At 70.7% G+C, this 25,739-nt stretch carries 23 protein-coding genes, 1 pseudogene and 1 riboswitch; of the genes and pseudogenes, 14 read left to right on the top strand and 10 right to left on the bottom strand.

Annotation, left to right across the window (positions count from 1 at the left end):
* Window positions 1–167: 167 nt before the first annotated feature.
* Window positions 168–944 (top strand): hypothetical protein, encoded by a 777-nt coding sequence (locus tag HS048_RS34360; RefSeq protein ID WP_196470025.1) that lies wholly within the window; start codon window positions 168–170, stop codon window positions 942–944.
* A gap of 53 nt (window positions 945–997) precedes the next feature.
* Here the strand turns inward: HS048_RS34360 and HS048_RS34355 are convergent, their stop codons facing one another.
* On the bottom strand, window positions 998–1,537 hold the full coding sequence (locus HS048_RS34355; RefSeq protein WP_196470024.1) for a hypothetical protein: 540 nt from the start codon (window positions 1,535–1,537) through the stop codon (window positions 998–1,000).
* A 388-nt stretch (window positions 1,538–1,925) separates the two neighbouring features.
* Between HS048_RS34355 and HS048_RS34350 the strand changes: the two genes are divergently transcribed.
* Window positions 1,926–3,350 carry a hypothetical protein gene (locus tag HS048_RS34350; protein ID WP_196470023.1) on the top strand — a complete coding sequence of 475 codons (1,425 nt, stop codon included), beginning with the start codon at window positions 1,926–1,928 and terminating at the stop codon, window positions 3,348–3,350.
* Window positions 3,351–3,546: 196 nt separating this feature from the next.
* Complete coding sequence (locus tag HS048_RS34345) at window positions 3,547–4,242, top strand: hypothetical protein (RefSeq protein WP_196470022.1); 696 nt, start codon at window positions 3,547–3,549, stop codon at window positions 4,240–4,242.
* Window positions 4,243–4,660: 418 nt separating this feature from the next.
* Here HS048_RS34345 and HS048_RS34340 read toward each other — a convergent pair whose 3' ends face one another.
* Window positions 4,661–5,404, bottom strand: coding sequence for a hypothetical protein (locus HS048_RS34340; RefSeq protein ID WP_196470021.1), 744 nt, complete (start codon window positions 5,402–5,404; stop codon window positions 4,661–4,663).
* A gap of 240 nt (window positions 5,405–5,644) precedes the next feature.
* On the opposite strand from HS048_RS34340, the pseudogene HS048_RS37845 reads away from it, so the two are divergent.
* Together HS048_RS37845 and HS048_RS34325 are read left to right on the top strand one after the other, a co-directional pair.
* Window positions 5,645–7,036 (top strand): annotated as a pseudogene (locus HS048_RS37845) (hypothetical protein).
* Between the two features lie 382 nt (window positions 7,037–7,418).
* Entirely contained in the window at window positions 7,419–7,871 is a 453-nt protein-coding gene (locus tag HS048_RS34325) for a lamin tail domain-containing protein (RefSeq protein ID WP_307832747.1), read from the top strand.
* Window positions 7,872–8,276: 405 nt separating this feature from the next.
* Here HS048_RS34325 and HS048_RS34320 read toward each other — a convergent pair whose 3' ends face one another.
* On the bottom strand, window positions 8,277–9,440 hold the full coding sequence (locus HS048_RS34320; RefSeq protein WP_196470019.1) for an SMI1/KNR4 family protein: 1,164 nt from the start codon (window positions 9,438–9,440) through the stop codon (window positions 8,277–8,279).
* 198 nt (window positions 9,441–9,638) lie between these two features.
* Here HS048_RS34320 and HS048_RS34315 point away from each other — a divergent pair, with 198 nt between their 5' ends.
* Entirely contained in the window at window positions 9,639–10,454 is an 816-nt protein-coding gene (locus HS048_RS34315) for a hypothetical protein (RefSeq protein WP_196470018.1), read from the top strand.
* Between the two features lie 132 nt (window positions 10,455–10,586).
* Here the strand turns inward: HS048_RS34315 and HS048_RS38380 are convergent, their stop codons facing one another.
* Complete coding sequence (locus HS048_RS38380; RefSeq protein WP_255529872.1) at window positions 10,587–10,715, bottom strand: hypothetical protein; 129 nt, start codon at window positions 10,713–10,715, stop codon at window positions 10,587–10,589.
* A 693-nt stretch (window positions 10,716–11,408) separates the two neighbouring features.
* Between HS048_RS38380 and HS048_RS37840 the strand changes: the two genes are divergently transcribed.
* The 3 genes from HS048_RS37840 to HS048_RS34300 all read left to right on the top strand — a co-directional run bounded on the left by HS048_RS37840 (window position 11,409) and on the right by HS048_RS34300 (window position 14,784).
* Window positions 11,409–12,041: a DUF6461 domain-containing protein gene (locus tag HS048_RS37840; protein ID WP_196470017.1), complete on the top strand. Its 633-nt coding sequence runs from the start codon at window positions 11,409–11,411 to the stop codon at window positions 12,039–12,041.
* 150 nt (window positions 12,042–12,191) lie between these two features.
* Window positions 12,192–12,695, top strand: a complete 504-nt coding sequence (locus HS048_RS34305; protein WP_196470016.1) for a hypothetical protein — start codon at window positions 12,192–12,194, stop codon at window positions 12,693–12,695.
* Window positions 12,685–14,784 (top strand): tetratricopeptide repeat protein, encoded by a 2,100-nt coding sequence (locus tag HS048_RS34300; RefSeq protein ID WP_196470015.1) that lies wholly within the window; start codon window positions 12,685–12,687, stop codon window positions 14,782–14,784. Before HS048_RS34305 ends, HS048_RS34300 begins: the two co-directional genes overlap by 11 nt.
* A 45-nt stretch (window positions 14,785–14,829) precedes the next feature.
* On the opposite strand, the gene HS048_RS38375 is transcribed toward HS048_RS34300, so the two are convergent.
* The 6 genes from HS048_RS38375 to HS048_RS34275 all read right to left on the bottom strand — a co-directional run bounded on the left by HS048_RS38375 (window position 14,830) and on the right by HS048_RS34275 (window position 19,521).
* A complete protein-coding gene (locus HS048_RS38375; RefSeq protein ID WP_231647481.1) occupies window positions 14,830–15,012 on the bottom strand; it encodes a helix-turn-helix domain-containing protein in 183 nt (60 codons plus the stop codon).
* A gap of 9 nt (window positions 15,013–15,021) precedes the next feature.
* On the bottom strand, window positions 15,022–15,387 hold the full coding sequence (locus tag HS048_RS37830; protein ID WP_231647480.1) for a recombinase family protein: 366 nt from the start codon (window positions 15,385–15,387) through the stop codon (window positions 15,022–15,024).
* Window positions 15,388–15,554: 167 nt separating this feature from the next.
* Window positions 15,555–15,893, bottom strand: coding sequence for a tetratricopeptide repeat protein (locus HS048_RS39210; RefSeq protein WP_196470014.1), 339 nt, complete (start codon window positions 15,891–15,893; stop codon window positions 15,555–15,557).
* Between the two features lie 15 nt (window positions 15,894–15,908).
* Window positions 15,909–16,696 (bottom strand): IS5 family transposase gene (locus tag HS048_RS34285; RefSeq protein ID WP_196470259.1). Its coding sequence is split into 2 segments (ribosomal slippage): window positions 15,909–16,363 and window positions 16,363–16,696, totalling 789 coding nucleotides; the frame shifts between segments, so codons are not numbered across the junction.
* Window positions 16,697–16,765: 69 nt separating this feature from the next.
* Window positions 16,766–19,078 (bottom strand): FxSxx-COOH system tetratricopeptide repeat protein, encoded by a 2,313-nt coding sequence (gene fxsT / locus HS048_RS34280; RefSeq protein WP_196470013.1) that lies wholly within the window; start codon window positions 19,076–19,078, stop codon window positions 16,766–16,768.
* Window positions 19,075–19,521, bottom strand: coding sequence for a hypothetical protein (locus HS048_RS34275; protein ID WP_196470012.1), 447 nt, complete (start codon window positions 19,519–19,521; stop codon window positions 19,075–19,077). The genes fxsT and HS048_RS34275 overlap by 4 nt, the downstream gene beginning before the upstream one ends.
* Window positions 19,522–19,820: 299 nt before the next feature.
* Here HS048_RS34275 and HS048_RS34270 point away from each other — a divergent pair, with 299 nt between their 5' ends.
* From HS048_RS34270 to HS048_RS34250, 5 genes are all read left to right on the top strand, one after another.
* Window positions 19,821–20,321: an NUDIX hydrolase gene (locus tag HS048_RS34270; RefSeq protein WP_196470011.1), complete on the top strand. Its 501-nt coding sequence runs from the start codon at window positions 19,821–19,823 to the stop codon at window positions 20,319–20,321.
* Window positions 20,322–20,411: 90 nt separating this feature from the next.
* Window positions 20,412–20,927 carry a kinase gene (locus HS048_RS34265; RefSeq protein ID WP_196470010.1) on the top strand — a complete coding sequence of 172 codons (516 nt, stop codon included), beginning with the start codon at window positions 20,412–20,414 and terminating at the stop codon, window positions 20,925–20,927.
* Between the two features lie 156 nt (window positions 20,928–21,083).
* Window positions 21,084–21,192: riboswitch (SAM riboswitch) on the top strand.
* A 222-nt stretch (window positions 21,193–21,414) separates the two neighbouring features.
* The gene (locus tag HS048_RS34260) at window positions 21,415–23,034 is read left to right on the top strand and encodes a hypothetical protein (protein WP_196470009.1); all 1,620 of its coding nucleotides are present in this window, start codon (window positions 21,415–21,417) and stop codon (window positions 23,032–23,034) included.
* Between the two features lie 85 nt (window positions 23,035–23,119).
* The gene (locus HS048_RS34255) at window positions 23,120–25,276 is read left to right on the top strand and encodes a WD40 repeat domain-containing serine/threonine protein kinase (RefSeq protein ID WP_196470008.1); all 2,157 of its coding nucleotides are present in this window, start codon (window positions 23,120–23,122) and stop codon (window positions 25,274–25,276) included.
* 3 nt (window positions 25,277–25,279) lie between these two features.
* Window positions 25,280–25,729 (top strand): hypothetical protein, encoded by a 450-nt coding sequence (locus tag HS048_RS34250; protein ID WP_196470007.1) that lies wholly within the window; start codon window positions 25,280–25,282, stop codon window positions 25,727–25,729.
* Window positions 25,730–25,739 lie beyond the last annotated feature (10 nt).

Below are 25,739 nucleotides of genomic sequence, written 5' to 3'. Positions count from 1 at the left end.
TCATGAACGATGAGCGAGTGCGGCCTGTGCGGGTGCTGTCTCCTATGGGCGGTCCGGTGAAGGGAGCCGGCCGTTGCGCTCCTGCCGTGACCGTGGTCGTGCCGGACGGGGAAACGGTCGGCGGTTCGATCGGCTCCGCGGGAGGTGTCCGGGGCCATACTTCCGGGGTGGACGTGCCTTTCGTGATCGATGGTCTGACGCTGTGCCGCGACGTGGTCCCGGCCGCGTGGGCGGTGGCGGCGGTCCGGGACTTCGACGGTACGGTCGGTTCCCTGGTCCCGCCGGTCTTCGCCGCGTACGCGCGGGTGTTCCACCCCGCCCGGCGGCGGTTCGGCGGACCCGCCGGGCCGGTCGAGCGGACCGAGGAGGTGACGTGGGCGCAGGTGGCCCGCGCCAACGGACGCCTGGCGCATCCGGCGATGCAGTGGCCGTGCATCACCGGTTCATGGCGGTTCGTCCATGCCGATGATCAGCCCGGCCTCTGGGAGTACCCGCCGGAGGAGGGATCGCTACCGGTACGGCATGCGGCCCGCCTGGCCGCTCTGCTGGCCGGGCACACCCGCGCACCGCAGCGCTGCTGGTTCGCCGTCTGGGAGGGGTACGGTGACCTCGCCCTGCCGGTGGAGGACGCGGGCGTCCCGCGGGTGGCGATGCCCGGCAGGGACATGCTGCTGCTGTCGGGGCCGCTGTCGGCGGCGGCCACGTCGTTCGCGCAGGCGTCGTGGGGTCATCAGAGCGCGAGCCTGTGGTGGCCGGAGGACCGCGCCTGGTGCGTGGCCACGGACGTGGATCTGATGAGCACCTATATCGGCGGCAGCGGCGAATGCATCGCGCAGGTGGTGGCCGATGCGCAGCTGGAGGTCTTGGCCGTGGATGTCGATGATGCGCTGGGCTGGGACGGTGACCGGATCAACCCGGCGCCGGCCGACCGCGATCGCCTCTGAGACCGGAGGGCGCCCCGACGCCTCGATCATCAGGAAGAAGGGCGCCGATCTGCTCAGCGTCCCCGGCGGTCATCCGCTGCGGTGGCACCTGCAGGGGAGCCGGGCCCGTCATCGGCCGGAACAGAGATGAAGGTCTCGATGGCGGCCATGTGGCCGGGCTGCAGCCCTCTGCCGGGCGAGGGCGCGATCAGCAGGGCTCGGCCGCCTCCGGTCAGCTCCTCATAGACCGGTCCGCAGACGGGCACCTCGACGTCGTCGGTCCAGATCAGCCGCCGCCCCCGCGCCAGGACGTCGCGGGCGGCGGCGAGTTTGGCCGCCGCCGCGGCGGCGGCGGACAGGTGCTCGGACCAGGCGCGGGCCAGCCGGGGCAGGGCGAACAGCCGCTCCAGCTGGTCGGCGTCGGCGCACCAGGTGCTGCACCAGCGGATCTCCACATCGCCGGCCCGGTGCAGCGCGCGGATGCGATCCAGTAGGGCTGGTGCCCAGCGTATGCGGTAGGCATCGCTGCCGGAGTAGGCGGTGCCGCTGCGCGGGGCGGTGCCCCAGCCGGGCCGGGAGGCGTTGATCACGCCGTCGACATCGAGCAACCACACCGGCCGGCCCATCAGCCGGAGTGCCGCATGAGCGCGCGGTGCAGGGCGGACATGTTCATGATCGGTCTCCTGAAGCGTCGGGATGGAGTCGCCCCGGCCTCCCTCGGGAATCCACCATTTCGCCCGCATCGTAGGACAGCGCGGCGTAGGCGGGCACGCCATCCTTCTTCCAAGGAGCCGGACGGCTGCTTGAGCTGACCGCTCTACTGGTCATTCACCTCACCCCGCATGGGGGTGAGCCGATCGCGGCTCTGCGTGAACGCGTCGCTTTGATGTCCTTCCCCCGCCCAGGACAGCGCGCTCCGGCAGGTGAACACCGCGAAGCTCGCCGACAGCCCCGCCCGCGACGATCACCGAAGCCGGGCAAAGGCAGGTAAGTTGGCGGACCATGTCCCGCAGATCTCGATCATGGTGGGCCGCCGCCCTGACCATCGCCGCCGCCGGCGCGGTCTACCTGCTGTCGCTGGCAGAACAGAGTTTCGGGTTTTTCAGCTACGGCGCCTTCTGCCCCGGCGTCGACCTCTACTTCTCCGCCCAGTACCGCCTATGGAATGTGGAGAGTTTCCTGCCTGTCCTGTGGGCTGCGGGCGCGCCGGCGGTGGCCTTCGGCTTCGCCGCGCACTGGCTGAGCACGCGTCGCGATCGGCCTCGGATCGGGCGGATGGCCGCGCGGAGCGCAGCTGCGGCCCTGCTCGTGCTGTACGGCATCGGCCCGCTGGCCTTCCTCGCGGACATGGTCATCGACCGCGACTGCCTCTCCTCGTGGGGAGGATGGGAAGGAGTACGGTTCTTCCTCGACCAGACCGTGGCGCCCGTACTGGCCGCGCTGTGCATGCTGGCGGCCGTGCGACGGCCCCGCCACCGCCTGCGCTCCCTGGCCCGCGTCCTGACCCGCGCCCTGCGAACGCGCCGGCCGCGACGGGCCGTGGCGGGCGCGGCCGCACTGGCCGTGCTGGGACTGGTGCCGGTGACCGACTTCGGCTCAGGCCGCATCACGACCGCCGACCAGTGCCCGCCCACCGACCCGTCCCGCACCCGGGCGGCAACGGATGAGCAGGTCTTCCTCTGCACCGCCCGCCGAGCGCGCGCCTTCCCCCACCTACCCGATCACCTCCTGCTGGCCTACGGCCGCAAGCAGTGCGCCGCCTACCCGAACTCGACCGAGGACAAAGCGTTCCTCGCGCCCATCTGCCCACCTGCCGCAGCCGACCGACAGCGCGAGATCGTCGCTGAGGAGGCCGAATACCTCCGCCAAGAGGCCACCAACCAGGCGATCTGCAACCGCTTGCGCCACCGGCCCCGGATCACGCCCGCCCGCGCGGCGCGCCTCCGCGAGTTCTCCGAGATCGGCATGGAGTCCTACGAGGACCACGCGGACACCGCGCAGGAGGAGCCCGTCGTCCACGGCGACCTGGTGGGCAGCGTGCCGGGCCACTTGCGGATCGACTTCCACGCCGACTACGAAGTGTGCGTCACCGCCGAGGCCTACCGGCGCCACCCACCGGTGGAGGTCAAGGGCTGGGACAAGGTGATCGAAGTCGGCTACCACAGCCCCGGCGGGGACTTGACGCTGCGGGACCCGATGGACGCGCCCGAGCTGCCCAACCTGGCCATCGCCGGCAAAGGCCACTACCGCGTACGGGTGCACTACCGCGCGCCCGAGGGGGATGCCTTCACCCCCCAGCATCTGCTGGTCATGGTCTACCCCGGCCGCGGTGATCAGGTCATCGATCTGAAGAGGCGGGGAAAAGGTGGCGCGCGGGGACGTCACGCCGCCGCCCGAGGCACCGTGGACGAGCTGGGGCCCGGCTGAGTCGCTGGAGGCGGTAGTTCGGAGGCCGTCTGGGGACCATTCCTGCGGGGATGGTCCCCCTTCTCGGCGATGGCTTTCGACAGGCCGTCGTGGCCGAACGTACCGTCCCCGATGGCGAAACAGACCGCGTCAACGCGCTCACCGGCACCGGCAGGAGACGCCCGCTATCTGCCCTATTGGGCATATGCTGCGGCGCATGGTGCGACTTCGCCGACTGCTGACCGCAGACCGCTCACCGGTCGACCCGCCTGCGGATTTCCTGGCCGGCCGGTGGGAGCCCCGCACCGCCCGGACAGCGCACACCACTGTGCTGGACGGCCACAACGGCGACACCGTGATCCGTACCCAGGGCGTCGCGAACATCGCCGATGACCTCGAGATCGGCGTGATGACGACGGAGGACGGGCCGGTGCGCATGCTGCGGATCGGTTCTGAGATCTACCACCGGCTGTCGGAGGCCGAGCAGCGCAAGACCGGCAAGCGATGGATCTGGGCTAGAAGCCTGCCGGGACACACCCATCACGGGTGGGGCCCGACCAGCGCCCTGATTCAGCGCAGCGGGCAGCTGCGGTCCTTCGCCCGGGAAGACCGGGACGGGGAGGAACTGCGTCACTACACCTTCCTGCTGCGACCGCGCCACGATGAGGATCCGGTAGCCGCTGACCTGTATCAGTACCTGCGACTGTACGGCGCCGACCGGATGACCTGGGAGGTCTGGCTCACCACCGACGACCGCGTGCGGCGCGTCCGCTCCCACGCCACCACGCTGCGCAGCCAGCGCGCCCTTTACGGGCTCGTCTCGATGACCAGCGAGTACTGGGACTTCGATATCCCGGACGGGTTCACCCCTCCGCCACCGGAAGACCTCCCGCCCCGGCCTTCAGCAGGCTGACCCCAAGCACTACTGCACTTCGATCCCGGCCGCTGCCCTCGAGACGGTATCCCCAGCCGGGTGTAGCGGCGCTTCTCACCCTGCCAGGGGGGGAACACCGGATCTGGTGCCGCCCCGCCGATCAGATCCATCCGGCCGATAGGCGCCGCGGTAACGTACAGCGCGGTGAGCGCCGCCCGACGGTGCGCCGTACCGCTACCGGGCACCCGTGGCGCGGCCGCTGGCCGCACCACACCCATGACCATGGGCGCCTTGCCTTCTCCGGATTCCCGCGCACCGGTCCGGTGGCCGTCGTCTGCCTTCCCGCGGCGGCCGGGCCGGTCCGGAAAGAAATCGGATCTGCTGCCGGCGTCCCCACACCGGCCGGCATCCGCCTTCCGCGGCCGGGTGTCGGCCGCTTGCGGGGATGTCGGGGCGGTCAGGCGCCGAGCTTGGCGAGTTCGTCGCTGGTGAAGGTGAGCCGGACCACGGGCGTGGTGTCGTCGTCGATGAAGGCGATGAAGTTCAGGTCCCAGAACGGGCTCGTTCCGTCCCCGTAGATCGAGGTGGCGTCCTTGACGGCGCGGGTGCCCGGCGGGGTAGCCTGCTGGCGGGCGTACCACGGGTCGACGAAGAAGCAGCCGGGCCCGTACCCGCCGACCTTGCCCACATCGCCTGGGGCGCGGCCGATCACCACGTAGGCGTGGCCGTGGCCGCCGGTGGTGTCGACGATGTTGACCAGCTCCACCGTGACGCCGGGGCCCAGCAGCTCGGGCCGGTCGGCGAGCATCCCGATGACGCAGCAGGCCAGCAGCGTGCAGTTGCCGTCGGTGAGCGTGCGGTACTTGGCCCTCCCGGCGGCCACGTACCTGCGTTTGAGTTCCGCGCGGGCCTGGTCGAACGTGGCCTCGGTCACCGGCCCGTCCAGCCCCGCCGCCTGTCCCAAAGGCGCGCGGTGCACCGGCTTGAGCGTGGCGAACGTCATGCCGTCGGCGATGATGTCGGGGACCTCGCCTCGCCGGGCCGGAGTCTGCAGGGTGGTGATGTCGAGGCTGTCGTCGACGACCTGCGGCCACGGGTTCCACAATCGCGCGGTGGTCATCGGGGTCTGGTCCAGGGCCGCCTGCACGGCGGCCATCCGGACCTGTTTGGGATCTGTGGTGCCGTGCGTGCCCTGGCTCATGGTGATCTCCCGGTGACGTCGTGCCCGCGACCCCGACATTCCCACCGCCGGCTGGCGCGGGCAATGCCGGACCCGGTGATGGCCCGTTGTGGCCACACACCACCCCGCCCCCGCGCTCTCCCCAGAGGGCGGACGGTGGCCGGGACGGCGCTCGTGCCGCGCGCCCCTGGCGAGCAGCACCGTCCGACGCGGGCCGCACCGGGCGGAAAGCACCGGGTGCCCGGTCTTTAGGCTGGAGGTGTGGAGGCCGCGCCGATACCACCGGCACCCCAGCTGCCGACCGAGTCGCCGGCCGGGCCGCTGAGCGGCCCCGAGCGGGCTCGCCGCGCCGAACGAGCCCGTACGGCCGCGGCCGGCCTGGCCGCCGCCGGCGTCCAGGCCGTCGCGGTGACCTGGGTGGACACCAGCGGTATCACCCGCGTCAAGGCGGTACCGCTGGCCCGCCTGGAGCACGTCGCCGCCTGGGGCATCGGCGCCTCACCGGTGTTCGACACGTTCCTCCTCGACGACTCGGCCGTCCGCGGCCGCTACGCCGGCGGCCCGGTCGGGGACCTGCGGCTGCTCCCCGACCCCGGCTCGCTCACCCGGCTGGCCGCGCTGCCCGGCTGGGCCTGGGCACCGGCCGACCGCTACGACCAGGACGGCGCGCCGCACCCGCTGGACGGGCGCGTCCTGGCACGGAGGCAGGCCGACCGCCTGGCCGGCGACGGTTATGCGGTGCGTGCGGCGTTCGAGATCGAATGGTGCGCCTCGGCCGGCGACGGCGACGACTTCGTCCCCGCCGGCTACCTGGGTGAGATCCTCTCCGCCCTGGCCGCCCAAGGGGTCGCGGTCGAGCAGGTGCATCCCGAATACGCCCCCGGCCAGTACGAGGTCTCCGCCGCCGCGACGCACCCGGTCGGCGCGGCGGACCTGGCCGTGCTGGTGCGCGAGACCGTCCGCGCCGTCACCGCGCGCACCGGGATGCGCGCCGCCTTCGCGCCGAAGGTGCTGGCCGGCGGGGTCGACAACGGCGGCCATGTGCACCTGAGCCTGTGGCGCGACGGCGTGTCCCTGATGTCCAGCGGTCCCGGCCCCTGAGGGCTGACGCGCGAGGGCGAGGGGATCGCCGCCGGGATCCTGGAGCGGCTGCCCGCCCTGTTCGCCGTCGGCGCGCCGGCGGTCGCCAGCTACCTGCGGCTGGTGCCCTCGCGTTAGGCCGGCGCGATCGCCTGCTGGGGCAGAGAGAACCGGGAGGCGGCGCTGCGGTTGGTCACCGGCTCGCCCGGGGAGCGGGACCGGGCGGCCAACCTGGAGGTCAAGTGCGTCGACCTGGCGGCCAACCCGTACCTGCTGCTGGCCGCGTTGCTGGCCGCCGGACGGGCGGGCATCGCCGACGGGTTGCGCCTGCCCGAGCCGGTCGAGACCGATCCCGCCGCCCTGGACAGCCAGACCCGGCAGGGACTGGGGATCGCGGCGCTGCCGGGTTCGCTGGCCGAGGTCGTGGCCGCGTTCGAGACCGACCCGGTCCTGGGTGCGGCGCTCGGGCCCGAGGTCGTGGACACCGTCGCGGCGGTACGGCGCGGCGAGGTCGCCCTGTTCGACGGCGTGAGCGCCGATGAGGTCGTCGCGCGCAGCCGCTGGCGCTACTGAGCGGCGCGATGCGCGCCCGGCTGGTGGCCGACGCCGTCGGCGCCCCGCTCGATGAACCGCATCACAGCGCCGAGGAGGCCACCGCAGGCCGTCATCTGGGCGGCGTACCACGGTTCCGGAGGACAGACGGCTGCCGGCGACGCGCTGAAGATGCGGGGTGCTTCAAAGCCGCCCACGGCAGAACACGGCAGATGGGCTCTCTTCCCTTCCCGCGCTGAGGCTCCTGCCGGTGGTCAGCGCGTTGGTGGTGCCGCGTGGAGGAACGCTATGAACGCCGCACGTTCACCAGGAGCCCCAACCGAATCCGTCGCACCGGCCAACCCCGCTATGAGCTGGACCGTCTTGTGTGACGTATTCATCCCCGTCACCTGGAGGTTCGCCGGTGCGTCTGTCCTCGGTTCTCGGCTCGGCCCTGCTCGCGGCCGCCGTGCTCGCTCCCGCGCTGCCCGCGCATGCCGCAGCCGTTCCGGCCATCCAGATCACCCGCGTCTACTACGACTCTCCCGGGACCGACCGGCGCAGCAACACCAGCCTCAACGGTGAATACGTCACGGTCAAGAACACCACCCGCCGGGCGATCGACCTGGCCGGGTGGACGATCCGCGACAAGACCGGCTACACATACACGGTCGGCGACGACGTCCTGCTCGGCGCGGGCAAGAAGCTCACCCTGCGCACCGGTCAGGGCCGCGACACCGCCACCACCCTGTACTGGGGCAGGCGAGCTTACGTGTGGAACAACGACCGTGACACCGCCTACGTCCGACGTCCCGATGGGCGTCTGGTCGACTCCTGCGCCTACGACTCCACCCGCGCCGACTACACGACCTGCTGAGCCCTACCCTCCGGCGACGGGAAACAGTGCCCGCTGCCGTCACCGGAGACCGGACGGGCACCGGTGATGCGCTGCTCGACGTCGTGGCCAGCACGGCGGCGAGCAGCCGCTCCGGATCATGACCGTGCAGCGGCCCGAGCCGGGAGCGCAGCAGGCCGGCGAGCGGCTCACCACCACGAATGCGGCGCGCTTTCCCATGCCCGGTCCGCCTGCCTGACCACCTGCGCGGGCCGGTCGCCGGACCGAGGCGCCGGCCGCACGGTGCACGGTCACGGAACGGCCCCGGCCGGTGGCTGTACGGGCCCGGGTAGGTGACCGCCACGGACCTACAGGCAGGTGGCCGTCCCCACGCGCGTTATGTGGATACCGGCCGAGGAGAGGATTGAGCGCCGTGGCCCGGGATGGTCAGCCGCGCCGCATGGCGAGGATCTCGCGTCCACGCTCCGGTGTGATCAGCCGGGCGGTCCGAGGGTCGGCCAGCAGGACGATCGGCGCGAGATGGTCGTCGCTCATCGGCCGCCACGCTGACAGGGCCTTGCGCAGGAGCGTCCAGGCGTCATCGGGGGTGGGGGCGGTGATCGCGGCGCGCACCGCGGCGTCGAACTCCGGGTTGCCGAACCGGGGCTCGCCTGGGCTCGCCCGGTAGTCGGAGATCATTTTCTGGACCGGTTCGGATCCGTGCTTGGACAGGCTGACGAAGGTGGACTGCACCGACCAGCGGGCGGCGCGTTTGTGCTCGGCGAACAGTACGGGCAGGACCTCGGCCTCCAGGAAGGGGGCGTCCAGGGGCCAGGTGGACTCGATGCCGCGCCACAGCATCGAGCCGATCAGCCGGCTCGCGTCGCGGTCGCCCAGCATGGCCTGCATCTGGAACAGCAGGATCCCGGCGCGGTCACGGCCGAAGCGGGCGGCTTCCGCGAAGACTTCCATCGGCCCGTCGACCTCGCCCGCCAAGCTCGCCAGACGGGCGTGTTCGATCGCGGCATCCCACTCCCGCTGGGTCTGGCACTGCGGACGGTCCAGGGCGTGGAAGCCGGCGTACAGGTCGTACATCAGCTCGGAGAAGGACCCGTGCCGCTCCGGGCCCCTGGCCGTCCACGTGAACAGCTCGTAGGCGGCCCATTCCCCGTGCTCGTCGACGTCGGCCGGGTCGAGGAACAGCACGCCCGCGTCCGCCTCCAGAGAGATCTGCAGCGATCGCCGAAGGATGACGGCGTCATCCTCTTCATCCTCATCGTCGTCCTCATCGCCAATGTCGGCGCAGTCCGCGGCCCAGGGCGAGTCCAGATCGCGCAGCCACCCGATGTCGTCGGCGCCGCGTAGCAGCCAGACGAAGTTGCCCGCGTTGCGCCAGCCGTCGGTCGTCAGGAGGAACTCCCGCAACGACGGCGGCAGCGTGCACCCCAGCCGTGCCTCCGCCTCGGCGACCTGCTCAGCCGAGGCGGGCGGGGAACCCAGCCAGCCATCGACGACCGGTTCCTCGAACGCCGAACGCGGCTCCACGTCGTGAACCGCGAGCCACTCCTCACTCCAGCGCTTCAAGAAGGGCTTCCATGTCTCCCGGTCCATGCGGCCGCTCCTTCGTCTCGATCATGCCGCGCCCATTGCAGCAGCGACCGCTGACATTGGCGTGCCGCCCACGTCACGTGCCTGGCGAGGAGGGTGCCGAACCCCTCCGGACAGGGCGGGGGGGGGTTGATCAGCTTCGTGGCGGCGGCTCGCTAGGGTGAGGCACGCGAATCCCGTTCACCCCCCAGGACGTGCCCCATGCTCCACCGCCACCGTTTCGGTGTTCCCGCCCTGCTCATCGCGAGCGTGTACCTCGCCGTGGTGGCGGGCGCCGCCGTGCTCGCGCCGGCCACCGGTGAGCTCGGCGCGTTGTGGCGGGTGACGCTGTTCACCGAGGTGGATGAAGACGCCGCGGTGACGTGGCCGAACGTGCTCGTGCTGTGCGCGGCCGGCCTGGCATGGGCCTGGGCGCTGTGGCAGAGCCTGCGCGGCCCCCTGGCAGGGCCGCCGCCGATCCTGGATCGGGGCGTGCGACGGTTGCGGGCGGGGTTGTACGCCGCCGCGGCGGCGTCGTGGCTGCTCGCCGTCATACCGTCGTGGCCCCGAGGGACAGAGATTCTCTATGCCATGGTGATGTGCGCGGTCGTGGAGTGGTTCCAGCCGGTGCTGAGGCGCAACCTCACGCGTGTCGCTCACATGGGGACCGTGGGCGTACTGGGGTATGGAGGTTCCGCCGTCTTCGCGGCGCTGGACGGCCCTGCCTCGCTGATACCCGCCGGGCTGCCCCTGGTCTGCGTCGTGGCGGCGCTGGTCTGGACGGTGCTGGCCCTGCGGGCGCAGTGGCGCGACGGCCGCTGGCGGCGCGCCACCGTCCGGTACGGCATCGCCGCCCTGCTGGCGCCGTTCGGCCTGATATCGGCGGGTCCGCTGCTCGCCCTCACGGGGGATCTCCACCTCGACGCCGCCGGGGCCGCCGTCGGCACCCTGATGCTGGTCTGGCTGGCCCGCTCCGCCCACGAGTTGGCCGACCCGCCCCGCCAGCCGGCGGCCCCGCCCGCGCCGCCGCACCCCTGAGGGCGGCCGGACACCGTACGATCCCCGTTTTAGCCGGTACAGCCGCCGCCGTACCGGCCGACCATGCCCGCCTGGGTGAACAACCGCCCAGGGCGGTACTCGGTGCGGATCAGACTTCTTTCCGCAGTCGCCTCAGCCGTCGTCGTTTTCGGCCCGGATCCCGGTCACCACGAGCGCCAGGGCGAGAACCGGGCCGCCGACGAGCGCGGCGTACAGGTAGAAGCCCTCCGCCCCCTCCTGGAGGCGGTTGTAGGCGAACACCGCCGCACCTACACACACGGCGGCTCGAATGAAATGACCGACCATGATCAACATTCGGAGGTCTCCTCCCGCCGATCGCCTGCTGAAGGGTGAACGACCAGGCCCGGCCGGCGGTGCCGAATCGGCCCGGCCGATCTCATATCCTGCTCTCCCGATCCGGTCCGGGAGGGTTTCGCGCGAGGGAGCGCATCGGACGGATGGCCGCGGCGGGAAAACCTTCTGCACCCGCGTGGGCTGCCCGTGTTCCTGGTCGACATTGACGCCCCCGACCGCACCCCGGTTCGCCCCTGCGAACGGCGACCCCGCAGGCGAGGAAACACCCCGCCGTACGGCACGCGCCGGAGCGAGGCGGACGTGACCGGAATCCACGGGACGGGCCGCTGACGGCCGCCGAACTCATCGCCGTGGGGTCATTGCGTGACAGTGATTGTGTGACCCTTTCCGATACACGATGATCACGGGATGACCTGGGTCGTGCCGCTCCCGCCCGCAAGTGATCTCTGTGCCACACAGACGATCGTTTTCGGGATGCCGTCTCGGCCACCCCGTCGAGTGTCCGGCCCCTGCGGTGGAAGCACCTGAGTCCGGGATCGGGTGTGAGCGGCCCGCCTTCTGCAATGATCTTCACGACTCACGCGACGATGGTTCGAAAGAGGGCGCAACGTGGATGTCCGACGACCCGGGGTCGATGAGGTGTACGAGCACTACCGGCGGCTCATCGGTGAGCCCGTATCACCGGCGCTGGATGTGGCGCTGTGCTGGACGGTCGTCGTCCCCGACGCCGGTGCACCTCTCACCGTGGAAGACATCGGTACCCGCCTGAGCGGAGGCACCGCATACGAGGTCCACGAAGCGGCCGGCCTTGATGTCGTCGACCTGCCCGACTACCGCCTGGACCCGCCTCCGGTAGCGGTGGACCAGGCCGGTCCGGCGATCGTCGTGTACCGGCTCGACCAGCTCGGGGCACAGCCCGCGGTGATCCGGCGCCTGAGTGCCAATGCCCGCGTCTACAACGCCTGGTGGAACGTCAACTACGCGAACTCCCTGTCCCTCACCCTCGATGGCGAGGTCCTCCTGGCGATCAACGGACTGTTCCCCCGGCGCCCCGAAGACCACCCGAACTTGACGTTCTGGCCTGAACTGACGACGATCAGCGGCTTCTTCCTCGACTACGACGACACCGACTGGACCGGCAGAGACGACGACTGGGACTGGAGGGCAGGTTTCCTCACCGGCATCGAGCTGGCGACAGGGGTACGGCTGGACCGCGGATGGCTCGATGCGGAGCACCCCTACCTGACGTTCGGCGGTCCCATCCCGGATTAGCGCGCTCACCCGTCCCCGAAGCGATCAGCGTCAGGAAACAGCCCGGACCGGACGCGCCGATGCGGGCGCTCACCTGCACGGGCCATAGCGGCAGGTAACTCCTGTATCACTTTCCAGCGCTTCGTCCCGCGAAAAGGTCATCGTGGAGACATGCCGACCCAGCAGCCCCCACCATCCCAGAGCGCGAGCGGACCGCCGGAGCGGCCGCGCCGCCGGACGATCGTGATCGTCGTGATCGCAGCCTTGACGGTGCTGCTGGTGGTGGCGGGCATCGGGCTGGTGGCCGACCCGCTCGGGCTTCCCGCCGAGGTGCTGGACGTGCTCGACAAGCGCGCCAGCGTGATCGGCGTGGTCATCGCCGCGATCGGACTGGTGGTCTCGGTGGGGGCGCTGCTGCGCACCGAGCGCGCAGCCGCCCATGCGGCGCCCGAGCCGTCTGCGCCCGCGGCGCAGGCCGCCGCAGACCCACCGCCGACCGAGGCCGACGCGAGCGGGCACGCGGCCGAGACGTCGGAGCCGCGCTCCTACAGCGGCGACCACATCGACTTCTCCCGCGGGGTCTTCCACGCCCCCGTCACCGGCAAATCCGTCACCGGCCCCGCGGTCCCGCCCGCTGCGCCGGCCCCTGGTGAGGAGAACGACGATGCCCGGTGACGGCGACCACATCGACTTCTCCAGCGGCACCTTCCACGACAAGGTGGTCGGCAAGGAAGAGCACCACCACCACTATCCGCCGCCGCCGAAGCCCGGGCAGATCATCGAAGGCGATATCCCGCAGCCACCCAAGGTCTTCCAGCCCCGCCCCGCCCTGCTGGAAGAACTGGACGAGGTACTGCGCCCGCAGGCCGACACCGGCGGCGCGGTGGCCATCTGCGCCATGGCCGGCACCCCCGGAGTCGGCAAAAGCATGCTGGCCGCCTCCTACGCCTGGGCCTGCCAGCACGCGAACTGGCCGATCGTGGCCTGGATCCCCGCCGCCGGCGAAGAGCAGATCCTCACCGGCCTGGGCGCCCTGGCCGACCGGCTAGGCCTCCGCCGTAGCGAGGACGACGCGGCCACGGTCGCACTCCGGGTCAAAACCCACCTGGCCGCCACGCGTGAGCCGGCGCTGGTGGTCTTCGACAACGCCCTCGAGGTGGAGACGGTTCAGCGCTGGTGCCCGTCCACCGGCGCCACCCGCGTCATCATCACCTCCCGCAACCACGCCTTCACCCGCGCCTACCCCCTGGTCGAGGTGCACGCGTTCACCCCGCGGCAGGCGACGGCCTTCCTGACCGGCTACACCGGCATCCGCGACGATGACGACGGCGCCGCTGAAGTCGCCGCCGAGCTGGGAGGCCTGCCACTAGCCCTGGCCCAGGCCGCGGCCGTCATCACTCGCCGCCGCATCACCTACGCCGCCTACCTGGACCTGCTGCGCGCCTTCCCGCTGGAGCGCTACCTGCCGCGCCTGGACGGCGATCCGTACCCGACCGGCACGGCGCAGGCGATCCTGCTGTCGATCACCCAGGCCGAGGAGTCCACCCCGGAGATCCGGGACCTGCTGGAGGTCCTGGCGGTCCTGTCCCCGGCCGGAATCCCGCGCACGATCCTGTACGGCAGGGCCGTCGACGGATTGGCACCGGATGCCCAAGTAGTTGATGCGGTCGACGAGGCGCTGGCCATCCTGGCCGAGGCCTCGCTGATCGGCTTCAGCGAGGACGGCACCGCGGTGCTGATGCACCGCCTCATCCAGCGCGTACTGCGCGAGCGCGCCACCCACGAGGACCGCCTATCGCAGATCCTGCAGACCACCACCGGCCTGCTGGCCGCCTACAACACCACCCTCCCGGACGGGGCGGCCACCTGGGGCGCCCGAGCGGCGGTGGAGGTGCTGCACGAGCAGACCAGCACCGTGTATGCCATCGCATGCCGCGCCGATGCACTGACTCCCGGCCTGCTGAACCTGCGGACCTGGTGCGGCCAGTACCTGCACGACCTGGCGGATCTCAGACGCGCCCCCCCTCTACTGGAGCAGACGCTGGCCGATCGTGAGCGGGTGCTGGGTGCCGATCACCCCTCCACCCTGGCCTCTCGCAACAACCTCGCCTACGCCTACGAATCGGCCGGGGATCTGGCCCGCGCCATCCCCCTGTACGAGCAGACCCTGGCCGACAGTGAGCGGGTGCTGGGTGCCGACCACCCCTCCACCCTGACCTCTCGCAACAACCTCGCCAGCACCTACGAATCGGCCGGGGATCTGGCCCGCGCCATCCCCCTGTACGAGCAGACCTTGGCCGATCGTGAGCGGGTGCTGGGTGCCGATCACCCCGATACCCTGGCCTCCCGCAACAACCTCGCCTACGTCTACGAATCGGCCGGGGATCTGGCCCGCGCCATCCCCTTGCACAAGCAGACCGCGACCGACTGCGAGCAGGCACTGGGCGCCGACCACCCCTCTACCCTGACCTCCCGCAACAACCTCGCCAGCGCTTACTACGCGGCCGGGGATCTGGCCCGCGCCACCCTCCTGTACGAGCAGACCTTGGCCGATCGTGAGCGGGTGCTGGGTGCCGATCACCCCTCGACTCTGGCCTCCCGCAACAACCTCGCCAGCACCTACGAATCGGCCGGGGATCTGGCCCGCGCCATCCCCCTGTACGAGCAGACCTTGGCCGACTGCGAGCAGCTCCTGGGCAGTGAGCATCCGACGACGGTCACCGTTCGCGCCAACCTGCAGGCGACGCGACGGTTGGCACCGTAACTTCAACAGAGATCGTGAGGTACGGCAGAATCGGCGCGGTAAATGTCAGGAGGACTGACCGGGGGCGTGCGCCAGCACCCGGTACACCGTGGGCCGTGACACCGAGAACACCTCCGCGAGGTCGGCGATGGTGTAGTCGCCGGTGGCGTGCATGCGGGCCAGCCCGCTCTGCTGGCGAGGCCCGAGCTTGGGCTGCTTGCCGCGCAGCTTGCCCTTTGCGCGGGCCACGGCCATGCCCTAGCGGGTGCGCATGCGCAGCAGGTCGACCTCGAACTCGGCGAAGGTGGCCAGGATGTTGAAGAACATCTTGCCCATCGGGTCGGTCGGGTCGTAGAGGGTGCCGCCGAGCGACAGGCGCACGCCGCGGGCGTCGGGCACCGAGCGCGCCAGCCGGTCGAGTTTGGGCACTACGAGGGTGTCACCGGTGCGCACCGCGGCCAAGGCATGGTCGAGTCCGGGCCGGGCCCGGTTGGTGCCGGTGAGCCCGTGGTCGAGGTAGATCCGATCATCCGATACCCCGAGGCCGAGGAGAAGGTTCTTCTGGGCGGTGAGGTCTTGGGCGTCGGTGGAGCAGCGGACGTAGCCGATCACGGTGACGGTCACTCGGGACGTGTAATGTTTAGCCTCCCATCAGCGGACAGTTCACCGGACCACCTATATGAGACGGTGTCCGCACAGGTCGCGCCCTCCCGCCACTCAAGATCACGAGTGTCCGATAGAGGATCCTCTAACGGACACCAACTACAGTGCTCATCTTCTGCCCTTGCGTCTCACCCAGAGTTACCCTCGGCTATGTTCGTCCAGTAGGCGAGCTCGCGTCGGATAGCCAATGTGTCCGGATGTTCAGCTCCTAAAACCCGCTCACGTACCGGCAACAGTGCAGCGAGCAGTTCACGTGCTCCGGCTGCATCCCCCGCCTCCCCTGTCCAACGAGCGAGCTGATTTCGAGTGATCAGCGTGTCCGGATGTTCAGCTCCTAAAACCCGCTCACGTACCGGCAACAGTGCAGCGAGCAGTTCACGTGCTCCGGCTGCATCCCCCGCCTCCCCTGTCCAACGAGCGAGCTGATTTCGAGTGATCAGCGTGTCCGGATGTTCAGCTCCTAACAACTCCTAACAGAATGATCAGCGGGCGAGGCGTCGCCAGCAGATGATCGATGCGGCCAGCGTCATGAAGGCCTCGTGCATGTCGTCGCGGATCTCCCAGCGGATGCGCAGGCGGCGGAACCAGTGCAGCAGCGCGATCGTCTGCTCGATCACCCAGCGATGCACGCCGAGCCCGGAACCGTGCAGGGTGCCCCGGCGGGCGATGACGGGCTTCACACCCTTGGCCCAGACCATGCGGCGGTATTTGTCGTGGTCGTAGCCGCGGTCGGCGTACAGCGTCTTCGGGCGTTGCCGGGGCCGCCCGCGTCGGCCCCGGACCGGTGGGATGCCCGTGAGTAGCGGCATGAGCTGGGTGACGTCATTGCGGTTGCCGCCGGTCAGGCCGATCGCGAGGGGAATGCCGTTGCCGTCGGTGATCACATGGTGTTTGGAGCCGGTCTTGCCGCGGTCGACCGGGCTCGGGCCGGTTTTGGGCCGCCCTTGAGCGCCCGGACATGGGAGCTGTCGATCACCGCCTTGGACCAGTCGAGCTTGTCGGCGGCGTGCAGTTCGGCCAGAAGGAGCTGGTGCAGTCGTTCCCACACGCCGGCGTGATGCCAGTCGCGCAGGCGCCGCCAGCAGGTCATTCCCGAGCCGAAGCCCAGTTCCTGGGGCAGGAACTCCCACGGGATCGCGGTGTAGAGCACGAACAGGATGCCGCACAGGGCCTTGCGGTCATCCAGCCGCTTGCGGCCGGGGTAGCGCTGCCGTCGCTCCGTCTTCGGCAGCAGCGGCTCGATCCGTTCCCACAAGCCGTCCGAGACGATCCACGGAGGCTGTTCACCCTTCCTCACGCGCAGATCAACGACCGTCGAGACGGACGGATACGGCCAAGGTCATTTTGTTAGGAGTTGTAAAACCCGCTCACGTACCGGCAACAGTGCAGCGAGCAGTTCACGTGCCCCGGTTGCATCCCCTGCTTCCCCCGTCCAACGGGCCAGCCCGTGGCGGGTGGTCAGCGTGTTGGGGTGGTCGGCTCCCAGTACCCGCTCGCGCATCGGCAGCAGCTCAGCGAACAACTCACGTGCTGCCACCGCATCTCCCGCCCTTCCTGTCCAATAGGCGAGCCCGTGGCGGGTGGTCAGCGTGTCCGGGTGGTCGGCTCCCAGTACCCGCTCACGTACCGGCAACAGTGCAGCGAGCAGTTCACGTGCCCCGGCTGCATCCCCCGCCTCCCCCGTCCAACGGGCCAGCCCGTGGCGGGTGGTCAGCGTGTTGGGGTGGTCGGCTCCCAGTACCCGCTCGCGCACCGGCAACAGCTCAGCGAACAACTCGCACACTGCCACCGCATCTCCCGCTTCCCCCGTCCAACGGGCCAGCCCGTGGCGGGTGGTCAGCGTGTCGGGGTGGTCGGCTCCCAGTACCCGCTCGCGCATCGGCAGCAGCTCAGCGAACAACTCACGTGCTGCCACCGCATCCCCCGCCCTCCCCGTCCAGACGGCGAGTTGGTTCCGGGTGGTCAGCGTGTCCGGGTGGTCGGCTCCCAGTACCCGCTCGCGCACCGGCAGCAGCTCAGCGAACAACTCGCGTGCTGCCACCACATCTCCCGCCCTTCCTGTCCAATAGGCGAGCCCGTGGCGGGTGGTCAGCGTGTCGGGGTGGTCGGCTCCCAGTACCCGCTCGCGCACCGGCAGCAGCTCAGCGAACAACTCGCGTGCTGCCACCGCGTCTCCCGCTTCCCCCGTCCAGACGGCGAGCCCATGGCGGGCGGTCAGCGTCTCTGGGTGACCAGGGCCGAGGTTCTCGTTCAGTGCCTCCAGATGCTGCTGCTGCAGGGTGCGGGCGGTGCGCCAATCCCCACTGGCGTGCAGATAGGCCAGGACATAGCTCATGCCGGGTGAATCGGGAGTCAGCACGATTCGGGCGTGTGGCAGTAGCCGAGCGTAGGCGGGCCAGGAAGTGATGCGGTCCGGATCATCGGGTAGGGCGGCCTGCAGCAGGGCGGCCGCCTCGGCCGCCAGGACGGTGCGATCGCGCTCGTCCATACTGGTACGGGTGACGGCCTGGACGAGGCGGTGCACGCTGACGGCGTGGCCGTCGCCCGAGCGGTTGATCATGCTGTAGGCGGCCAGGACCCCCAACGTCTCGGCGACCTGTATCTCGTCGACCGTTCCGTCCTCGGCCAAGCCGTACAGCACCGCACATGGCAGATCGTCCGGGGCGTAGCAGGCCAGCAGCCGCAGTAGGCGCATCGCCAGCCGATCGGTGGCGGCGATGCGGTCCATGGTCACCGCCCAGGTGCGCGCTACCGCGTGCTCGGCCGACCCTTCCCAAGGTCGGGCGGCATGGCGAGCCGAGGCGGTGCGCAACAGGTGCAGGTAACCAGGGATGGTCATTCCGGGGGTGCGGGCAATGTAGGCGCCGGCGTGCTTGAGCGCCAGCGGCAGCTCCCCGAGCTCCGCGGCGAGCTCGGCGGCAGCGATCGGATCCCACGCGGCCGGGGCGATCAAGCCCTGCAACAGCTGGACCGCGGCGGCCCGAGTCAGCGTGCCCAGGCGCAGCACGCCGCCGATCTCCTGCCAGCCGGTATCACGGCGGGAGGTGATGAGTACCTGTCCGCCGGTCAAGCGGCCCAGGTACGGCTGCAGATGATCGGCATCCTCGACGTTGTCGAAGACGACCAGCCAGCGCCGGTGCGCGGCCAGCCAGGCCAGCGCCCAGGCCGTCGCCGTCTCAGCCGAGGCCTGGGCGGCGGCCTCGGCGGCCACGCCCGCGCACAGCGCCCGACATAGAGCGGCCAGGCCCGCCTCGATGGCCTGCGGGGACTCGGCGTCGATCCACCACACCAGGTGGTAGCCGTCGTGGTGGCGCAGGGCATAGTGCAAGGCCAGTTCGCTTTTGCCGATTCCGCCCAACCCGACCACGGTCTGGGCGATCACTCCGGGCCCGGCCGCCAGCATCTGCCCCAGCGCCCCCAGTTCGTCGTCGCGGCCGACGAACACCGCCGCCGGTCGGCGCGGCAGCCCCACCAACCCGGTCGCCGGCACTCTGGTCACCGGCGGCAGTACCGGAGCTGGGGCGGCGGTGACCATCCCGGCGACGAGGCCGTGGAAGGTGCCGGAGGAGAAGTCGACGTGGTCCGCGCCGTAGACGCGGCCGCCGCCGGAGCCGACGCCCTGGTCTGGTGACGGCTGCTCCCGGGTGCTCATCCCTTGCCGGTGACCGGGCCGTGGAAGGTACCGCGGGAGAAGTCGACATGATCGCCGCCGTAGATGCGGCCACCGTGCGAGACGTCGCCGGTCTGCACCACGTTGCCGCCGGCCGAGACCGTCGCCCGGGCCTGGTCGAGCATGTCGGTGATCTCGGCGGCCAGCTGCGCATCGGCGGCCAGCGCCTTGCGGATGGCCAGGCGCATCGCCGCCTGCACGTCGGGATCCTCCGGCGCCGCGACCAGGTCCGCGACCGCCTCCGGGGTCTCTTCTTCGGTCGAGGCGGTGCCGAAGAGGCGCTGGAGGAGGCGCTGGCCCCAGGCCACGGTGGCGTCGGCGGCCTGCTCCTGGGTGCGGGCCAGCACCGCGCCGCCGTAGGCGGATGCGGCCGCGCTCACGTACGGGATCGCCTGCTCGGCCAGGACCGTCAGCTCCGCACTCATCGCACCCCTCCTTCACCGGCCCGCCCGCCGCTGAGGTGGAGCAGGCCCTCACCTCCGGTCACTTGGACTGTAGATCCGCATACGCCGCAATGACAGACGAATCCACCGATCGGCGGGCAAGGAACCCGATCTGATCAGCCAGAAGCAGGGTGAGACGAGAAGGGTCCGGTGCGGGATCCGGGCCCCGAACCTGACCGGCCGCAGGAGTTTCGGAAGCCGTTGTTTCCGGAACCCGGGTGGCCATGGCGATCCGTCTCGGAGCCTGCCGGTCGCGGCGACGGACCGTTACGGTCGCGGTCATGACGACGCAGGATTTTCCCGCGGCACCGCTCGATCCGTACGCCGCCTCGCTGGGACGCAAATGGATGGCCGCCGGCGCGCTGCTGCGCGATGCGGCGGGCGCGGTGCTGCTGGTCGACCCGGTCTACAAGCCCCGGTGGGACGTGCCCGGCGGCGCCGTCGAGCCCGGCGAGTCCCCCACCGCGGCGTGCCGCCGGGAGGTGGCCGAGGAGCTCGGCCTGGACCGGCCGGTCGGACGCCTGCTGGCGGCGGATTGGATCCCGCCGCGGCCCGGCTGGCCGGACGGGGTGATCTTCCTCTACGACGGCGGTGTCCTGACCTCCGAGGAGATCGCCGCGCTCCGGCTGCCGGCCGACGAGCTGGCTGGCTGGAGGTTCGCCGACCCGGGCCGGGTGCCCTCGCTGGTGCCGGCCGCGCTGGCCCGGCGCATCGCCGCGGCCCTGCGGGCGGCGGCCGACGGCACGGCGGCGTGCCTGGACGACGGCCACCCGGCCAGCTGACCGGCTCGGGCAGCGCGCCCGGGTCCGGGCGGCAGGCGCCCGGCCGGTCCGGTCTTCCGGGATGGCCGGGCGGCTCGTACGCTACAGGCGATGGTCGGCTCGGACACCACGCGCCTGATCGTGCTGCGGGGCAACTCCGCCTCGGGCAAGAGCGCCGTCGCCGCGCGCCTGCGCGCCTGCTACGGGCGTGGTCTGGCGGTGGTGGGCCAGGACGTCGTCCGCCGCGACATCCTCAAGGAGCCCGATGTCCCCGGGGCGGTGAACATCGGGCTGATCGACGTGGTGGCCCGCTACGCGCTGGACGCCGGCTACCACGTCGTCGTGGAAGGCATCCTGTACGCCGACCGCTACGGCCCGATGCTGACGGCCCTGGGCGCCGACCATCGCGGGGTGAGCCGCTTCTACTACCTCGATGTGCCGTTCGCCGAGACCCTGCGCCGGCACGCCACCAAGCCCACCGCCGGCGCCTACGGCGAAGCGGAGATGCGCCGGTGGTATCGGCCGCGGGACCTGCTCGACGATGGACGCGAGGAGATCATCGGCGTCGGCAGCTCGCTGCAGGAGACCGTCCGGCGGATCCTGACCGACACCCGCCTGCACCGCTGATTCTCAGCTCGAAGGTCGCCACCATAGGCGCGTGGTCAGAGTCGGGGTGCTTGCGGTCGACGGCGAAGGCGGCCATGCGACCTGCCGTTTGTGGCCTGCGTGATTCCTCGCCGGGCAATTGACGATTAAGTGAACAAATCGCTAGCCTCCGAGGCAGGTCATGAGTTCCAGTGACAAGCCCCGGCCCGCTGGACGGCATCCCGCCTGCCGCAGGTGCCCCGGGTGAGGACCTGCTCCACGCGTGGTGCGTGGAGAACGGCGGATCACCGGGGCGCGGCACCACCGGGGTCCCAGACTCCGCAGGAGCGTCGTCATGGCCGTACCCGGCGTCGTCTTCGATCCGCTGCCGAACGGCTGCGCCGCTGCCAGTCGATGACGTTCGCCTCCTGGAACGTTCCTTGAGGCTCCCGACTGCCGCTCACGCTACTTCGGCGACCCCCGTGACAACAGCAAGGAAGAGCAGCCCTCAGTGGAAGGACCTACCGGAATGGACGCCGCCACGGCGAAGGACCTGTTCCTGACGGCCGAGACCACCCCGGAGGGCGAGCGCGGCACCGCCCAGGCGTTCGACCGGTGGCTTGCCCAGGGGCATGATGTGGCCTTCTACCGGGCCACCGACGGCCGCGTACTCGCCCGGCCTGCGGGCCGGGCCGAGTCCCCGTCGAAGAAACTGCTCAGTGACCGGTACGGCTCCGCCGACCTGATCGAGGTGTTCCTCAATCCCTCCCCGGCGGTGGGGGAGCACCATGATGAGGAGTTCGACGACGAGGAGGACCGGTACGAGGACGAGAACGACGAAGACGGCTTCGACGATCTCACCGATGATTCCACTGCCGACGCAGATGAGGAATCACCCTGGCCCGCGGTGCAGACGCTCAACGCGCGCCGGGCACGACAGTTCCTGCTGTCCACGCTCCAGAGCTGCGGTTCGCGGTCCGGCGGACACGACTTCTACGATCTCCTGCTCGACCATGGCCACGGCCTGGCCTTCTACGCCCGGACCGGACAGGGCCAGCCCGAATTGCTGTGCCGTCACTACGGTGGCCCCGCTCCTCGCCTGCTGCCCGCCGTACCGCCGGAGGTCCTCGAAGCGTCCTGGGGCCACGAGTGGAGACTGGCGGCCACCTACCAGGGGCCCGCGCTCTTCCACAGCGACTGGCGGGACCAGCGGGATCACGTGTCCGCTCTGCCGCTGCAGTCCTTCCTCACCGTCCATATCGCAGGCGCCGGTGAGTTCGCGCTGCGCACGCGCGGCGGCGTTCTCGAACTGATCAGATCCGGGCCGGAGGGCGCTGGGACCGTCACCGCGCTGGGTCGGCCGGAGCCCGACGATGACCCGCTGGCCTTCGCCCTGCGGGTCGTTCCCGACCTTCTCACCTTCTCTCCGGACGCGACGGTGGACATCACGAGCGACACCCCGTACGCCGTCGCCGACGCCATCCGCTTCAGCGCCGACCTCGACCCCGCTCGCGAGCGGGATGTCCCGCCTCACGCATACGACCGTCTCGAAGACGGCTTCTTGCGCGGCGAGGAGGAACGGCTGCTCGGCTACTTCGGCAACCTCGTCCCCCTCACCGTGCGGGTCAACGGCATACCGCACTTCGCTGCGGACCTCGACGGCGATCAGGTGCTCGTGCCCGTCACGGGTGAGGGCAGGTTCCCCTCACCCGTCCTGAACCGCATGTTCCTATCGATCGGCTACGACTACGACGGCGGCGGTAGCTCCAGCGGCCCCGGGGTCGAGACGATCGGCGAGATCCGGCCTGGCCTCAACGTCTCCTGGGGAGACTTCGCCGAAGAGATGTGGGACCGGAGCCTGACACTGTCGCGCGACGGCCTGCCGGGGTTCGCCGCCCGGCAGCTTCAGCGCTCCGAATTCAGCGGCCGCCTCCTGGACGGTGTGCTCGGAGGCCCGAAGGCTCCTGCGGAAGAGGACTTCGAGGTGTACGACGCCGATGACGAGGCGGCGCACTACGCCTTCGGCGTGCCCGAACTCGGCTTCGAACCACGCGGCGACGAAGGGATGCGCTTCCTGCACGCCCTGCTGGAGACCTACTCGGGCGACACCGGAACCGCCCAGCGCATCCGGGCGATCCTCGGCCGATGAGACCCTTCGACCGTTTGCGGCCGCCCGTCCCGGAAGTCCTGCCCGACGCTGTCACGGGATGCGCCGGCACTGGACGGCCCGCCCTATGACCACGCGATTGGGCGACTACCTCCTGCTGCGCGAGCTGGGCAGGGGCGGGCAGGGCGTGGTCCACCTGGGCGAGGACCCGTCCGGGGTGAAAGTCGCCGTGAAGGTGCTGCACGCCCGCTTCGCAGACGAGCCCGGCGCCCGAGAGCGCTTCCTACGCGAGGTGCAGACCGCACGCAGGGTCGCCGCGTTCTGCACGGCGCGCGTCATCGAGGCCGACCTGACCGGAGATCAGCCGTACATCGTCAGCGAATACGTCGAGGGCAAGTCGCTGGCCGAACTGGTACGCGCTGACGGACCACGGGACGCGGGCGCGCTGGCCCGCCTGGCGATCGGCACGATGACCGCGCTGCTGGCCATCCACCGGGCCGGGATCGTGCACCGCGACTTCAAGCCGAGCAACGTGCTGCTCGGCCCCGAGGGCCCAGTGGTGATCGACTTCGGTATCGCCAAGGTACTGGATGCCACCTCCACCCAGTCCAGTGCGGTCGTGGGCACCCCGTCCTTCATGTCACCCGAGCAGGTCGCCGGCGAGCAGGTCGGGCCCGCCTCGGACGTGTTCAGCTGGGCCGTCACCACGGCCTTCGCCGCGACCGGCCGGATGCTCTTCGGCGGTGACAGCATCCCGGCGGTGCTCAACCGGATCTCCCACCATGAGCCCGACCTGACCGGCGTACCGGAGCCGCTGCACGGGCTGCTGGCCGGCTGCTTGGCCAAGCAGCCGGCCGACCGGCCCTCCCCGGCTGAGATCTTGCTCACCCTGACCGGACACGGCGCGGCTGAGCAGCTCACAACGGACGACCCGCTCACCGTGGACCTGCGCCACGCCGCGACCCTGGCCTACACCAGGCGCCTGGAAGAGCGCTTCGCGCCGCCGGTGACGGCCACCGAGCCCACCCCACCACCTACCGGCCCTCCGGCAGGGGCTCCCGGTTTCCGTGCTCCCTCCACACCGCCGACACGGATCCCCGGCCCCACCCGCCCTCCGGCGCCGGCATCCTCTGCCCGCATCGCGGGAGCCGTCGCCGCCGCGCTCGCACTCGCGGTCGCGGGCACCTTGGTGGTCAACCGCGCGGCCGGTCAGGACTCATCGTCCACAACTGCCCCTGCGAGTCCGATACCGGCCGTCGCGACCGTGACCGTGACGCCCTCGGCTGCGGTGACGGCTCCTGCCGTACCGGAACCCACTCTGGAGCCGGAGCCCGAGGACAGCACCGCGTCTTCCGCACCTTCCCCCGAGCAGACGACAGCGCCCGCCCCCGGCGAGGGGATCACGACCTGGCTGGCCCAGAGCCAGGGCTACGACGCGACCGCTCAGATCGATGGCCGCACCGTCGCCGTGTCGGGTGGCGGCGACGGCTGGGTCACCGCCTGGGACCCGGCCAAGGGCACCACGATCGGCGAGCCCGTCGACTGCAACGGAGGCGGCCTCAACCCGATCACCGCCCTGTCGGTCGCCGAGATCAGCGGTCACCCGGCCGTGCTATGCACCGGCAGCGGCCATGAGATCCGCGCCTACGACCTAAGGACCGGCCGCCGCCTGGTCAGGCCGTACCGGACCACCTACGGCATCCGCACCCTCGCCTTGACCGAACGCGGCGGCCGGCCCGCCGTCGTGTACGGCGACGGCCACAGCAAGAAACTCAAGACCTTCCCCCTGAGCGACCACGAGAAGGTGACCGAGCTCGGCATCACCGGCGAAAGCGGGGACGGCGGCGGCTACGGCCCCTTCCAGATCGTCACCGGCACGGTCGGCGGCCGCCGGGTCGCCGTCTCCGCCGCCGGCTACGACGGCGTGCACGTCATCGCTCTGGACACCGGAGCGCTCCTGGTCCCGCCGCTGGATGCGGCCCGCTCCGACGGCAAGGATCACTTCGAGGCTTGCTCCGTCGCCCTGGCCGAGCGCGGCGGCCGGACCGTGGTGCTCAGCGGCTGGAGCGACGGCACCATCCGCGTCTTCGACCCGCGCACCGGCCGCCGGATTGGCGCCACGATCACCCCGCACGTCACCGAGAGCGACCCCGGCCAAAACCCCGACGTCACCGGCCTGTTCCCGGTCAAGGCCGGCGGGCGCCAGCTGGTGACCTCCCGCGACAGCCAGGATGGCCTCCACGTCTGGGACCTGGCCACCGGAAAACCCGTCAGGAAGGAATGAGCCGTGCCCGAGCTGACCGGACAGGCACGTAAGACCGCCGCCGGCATCCTCACCGTATGGCCGGCCGCCACGATGATCATCGACGGGAGTTACGGCAATGTGGTGTTCGCTGTTCTCCAGCAGTGGCAGGACACCCTGCTCGACCAGCCGCCGACCCCGTCCGAGGAGGAGCTCGCCGACCTCGAGATGAGCGAAGAGGCTTGGCATGAGTACCAGTACAACGAGCACCGGCTCCCGCTGCACCTGGTCACCGACGAGTGGATGCCCATGGAGATCGCCGAACGTTTCGGCGTGCCGGACAACGGGTTCGGCCTCGACTACTGGCCTGCCGAGCACCTCTACCCCATCGAGCGGCAGGCGGAGATCGAGCAGGCGCTCCGCGATTTCGGATTCACCGTGGTCGGGGGCAGCCTCGGCAGTGACGGCGCCTTCCTCGACCGGTGGTTATCCTGACTATCGCCCA

Origin of the sequence: Planomonospora sp. ID91781, assembly GCF_015711595.1 — a bacterium.
Lineage (GTDB): Bacteria > Actinomycetota > Actinomycetes > Streptosporangiales > Streptosporangiaceae > Planomonospora > Planomonospora parontospora.
Note: the sequence above shows the minus strand (reverse complement) of the source record. Positions and strands in the feature narration are given on the sequence as shown.

What these genes read in the sequence shown, in the direction of transcription:
- HS048_RS34315 (WP_196470018.1), top strand. Translation starts at nt 9,639, where the DNA reads ATGCTCCACCGCCACCGTTTCGGTGTTCCCGCCCTGCTCATCGCGAGC.
- HS048_RS34305 (WP_196470016.1), top strand. Translation starts at nt 12,192, where the DNA reads ATGCCGACCCAGCAGCCCCCACCATCCCAGAGCGCGAGCGGACCGCCG.
- fxsT (WP_196470013.1), bottom strand. Translation starts at nt 19,078, where the DNA reads ATGAGCACCCGGGAGCAGCCGTCACCAGACCAGGGCGTCGGCTCCGGC.
- HS048_RS34345 (WP_196470022.1), top strand. Translation starts at nt 3,547, where the DNA reads ATGGTGCGACTTCGCCGACTGCTGACCGCAGACCGCTCACCGGTCGAC.
- HS048_RS34270 (WP_196470011.1), top strand. Translation starts at nt 19,821, where the DNA reads ATGACGACGCAGGATTTTCCCGCGGCACCGCTCGATCCGTACGCCGCC.
- HS048_RS34350 (WP_196470023.1), top strand. Translation starts at nt 1,926, where the DNA reads ATGTCCCGCAGATCTCGATCATGGTGGGCCGCCGCCCTGACCATCGCC.
- HS048_RS34265 (WP_196470010.1), top strand. Translation starts at nt 20,412, where the DNA reads ATGGTCGGCTCGGACACCACGCGCCTGATCGTGCTGCGGGGCAACTCC.
- HS048_RS34300 (WP_196470015.1), top strand. Translation starts at nt 12,685, where the DNA reads ATGCCCGGTGACGGCGACCACATCGACTTCTCCAGCGGCACCTTCCAC.
- HS048_RS34340 (WP_196470021.1), bottom strand. Translation starts at nt 5,404, where the DNA reads ATGAGCCAGGGCACGCACGGCACCACAGATCCCAAACAGGTCCGGATG.
- HS048_RS34260 (WP_196470009.1), top strand. Translation starts at nt 21,415, where the DNA reads ATGGACGCCGCCACGGCGAAGGACCTGTTCCTGACGGCCGAGACCACC.
- HS048_RS34320 (WP_196470019.1), bottom strand. Translation starts at nt 9,440, where the DNA reads ATGGACCGGGAGACATGGAAGCCCTTCTTGAAGCGCTGGAGTGAGGAG.
- HS048_RS34275 (WP_196470012.1), bottom strand. Translation starts at nt 19,521, where the DNA reads ATGAGTGCGGAGCTGACGGTCCTGGCCGAGCAGGCGATCCCGTACGTG.
- HS048_RS34255 (WP_196470008.1), top strand. Translation starts at nt 23,120, where the DNA reads ATGACCACGCGATTGGGCGACTACCTCCTGCTGCGCGAGCTGGGCAGG.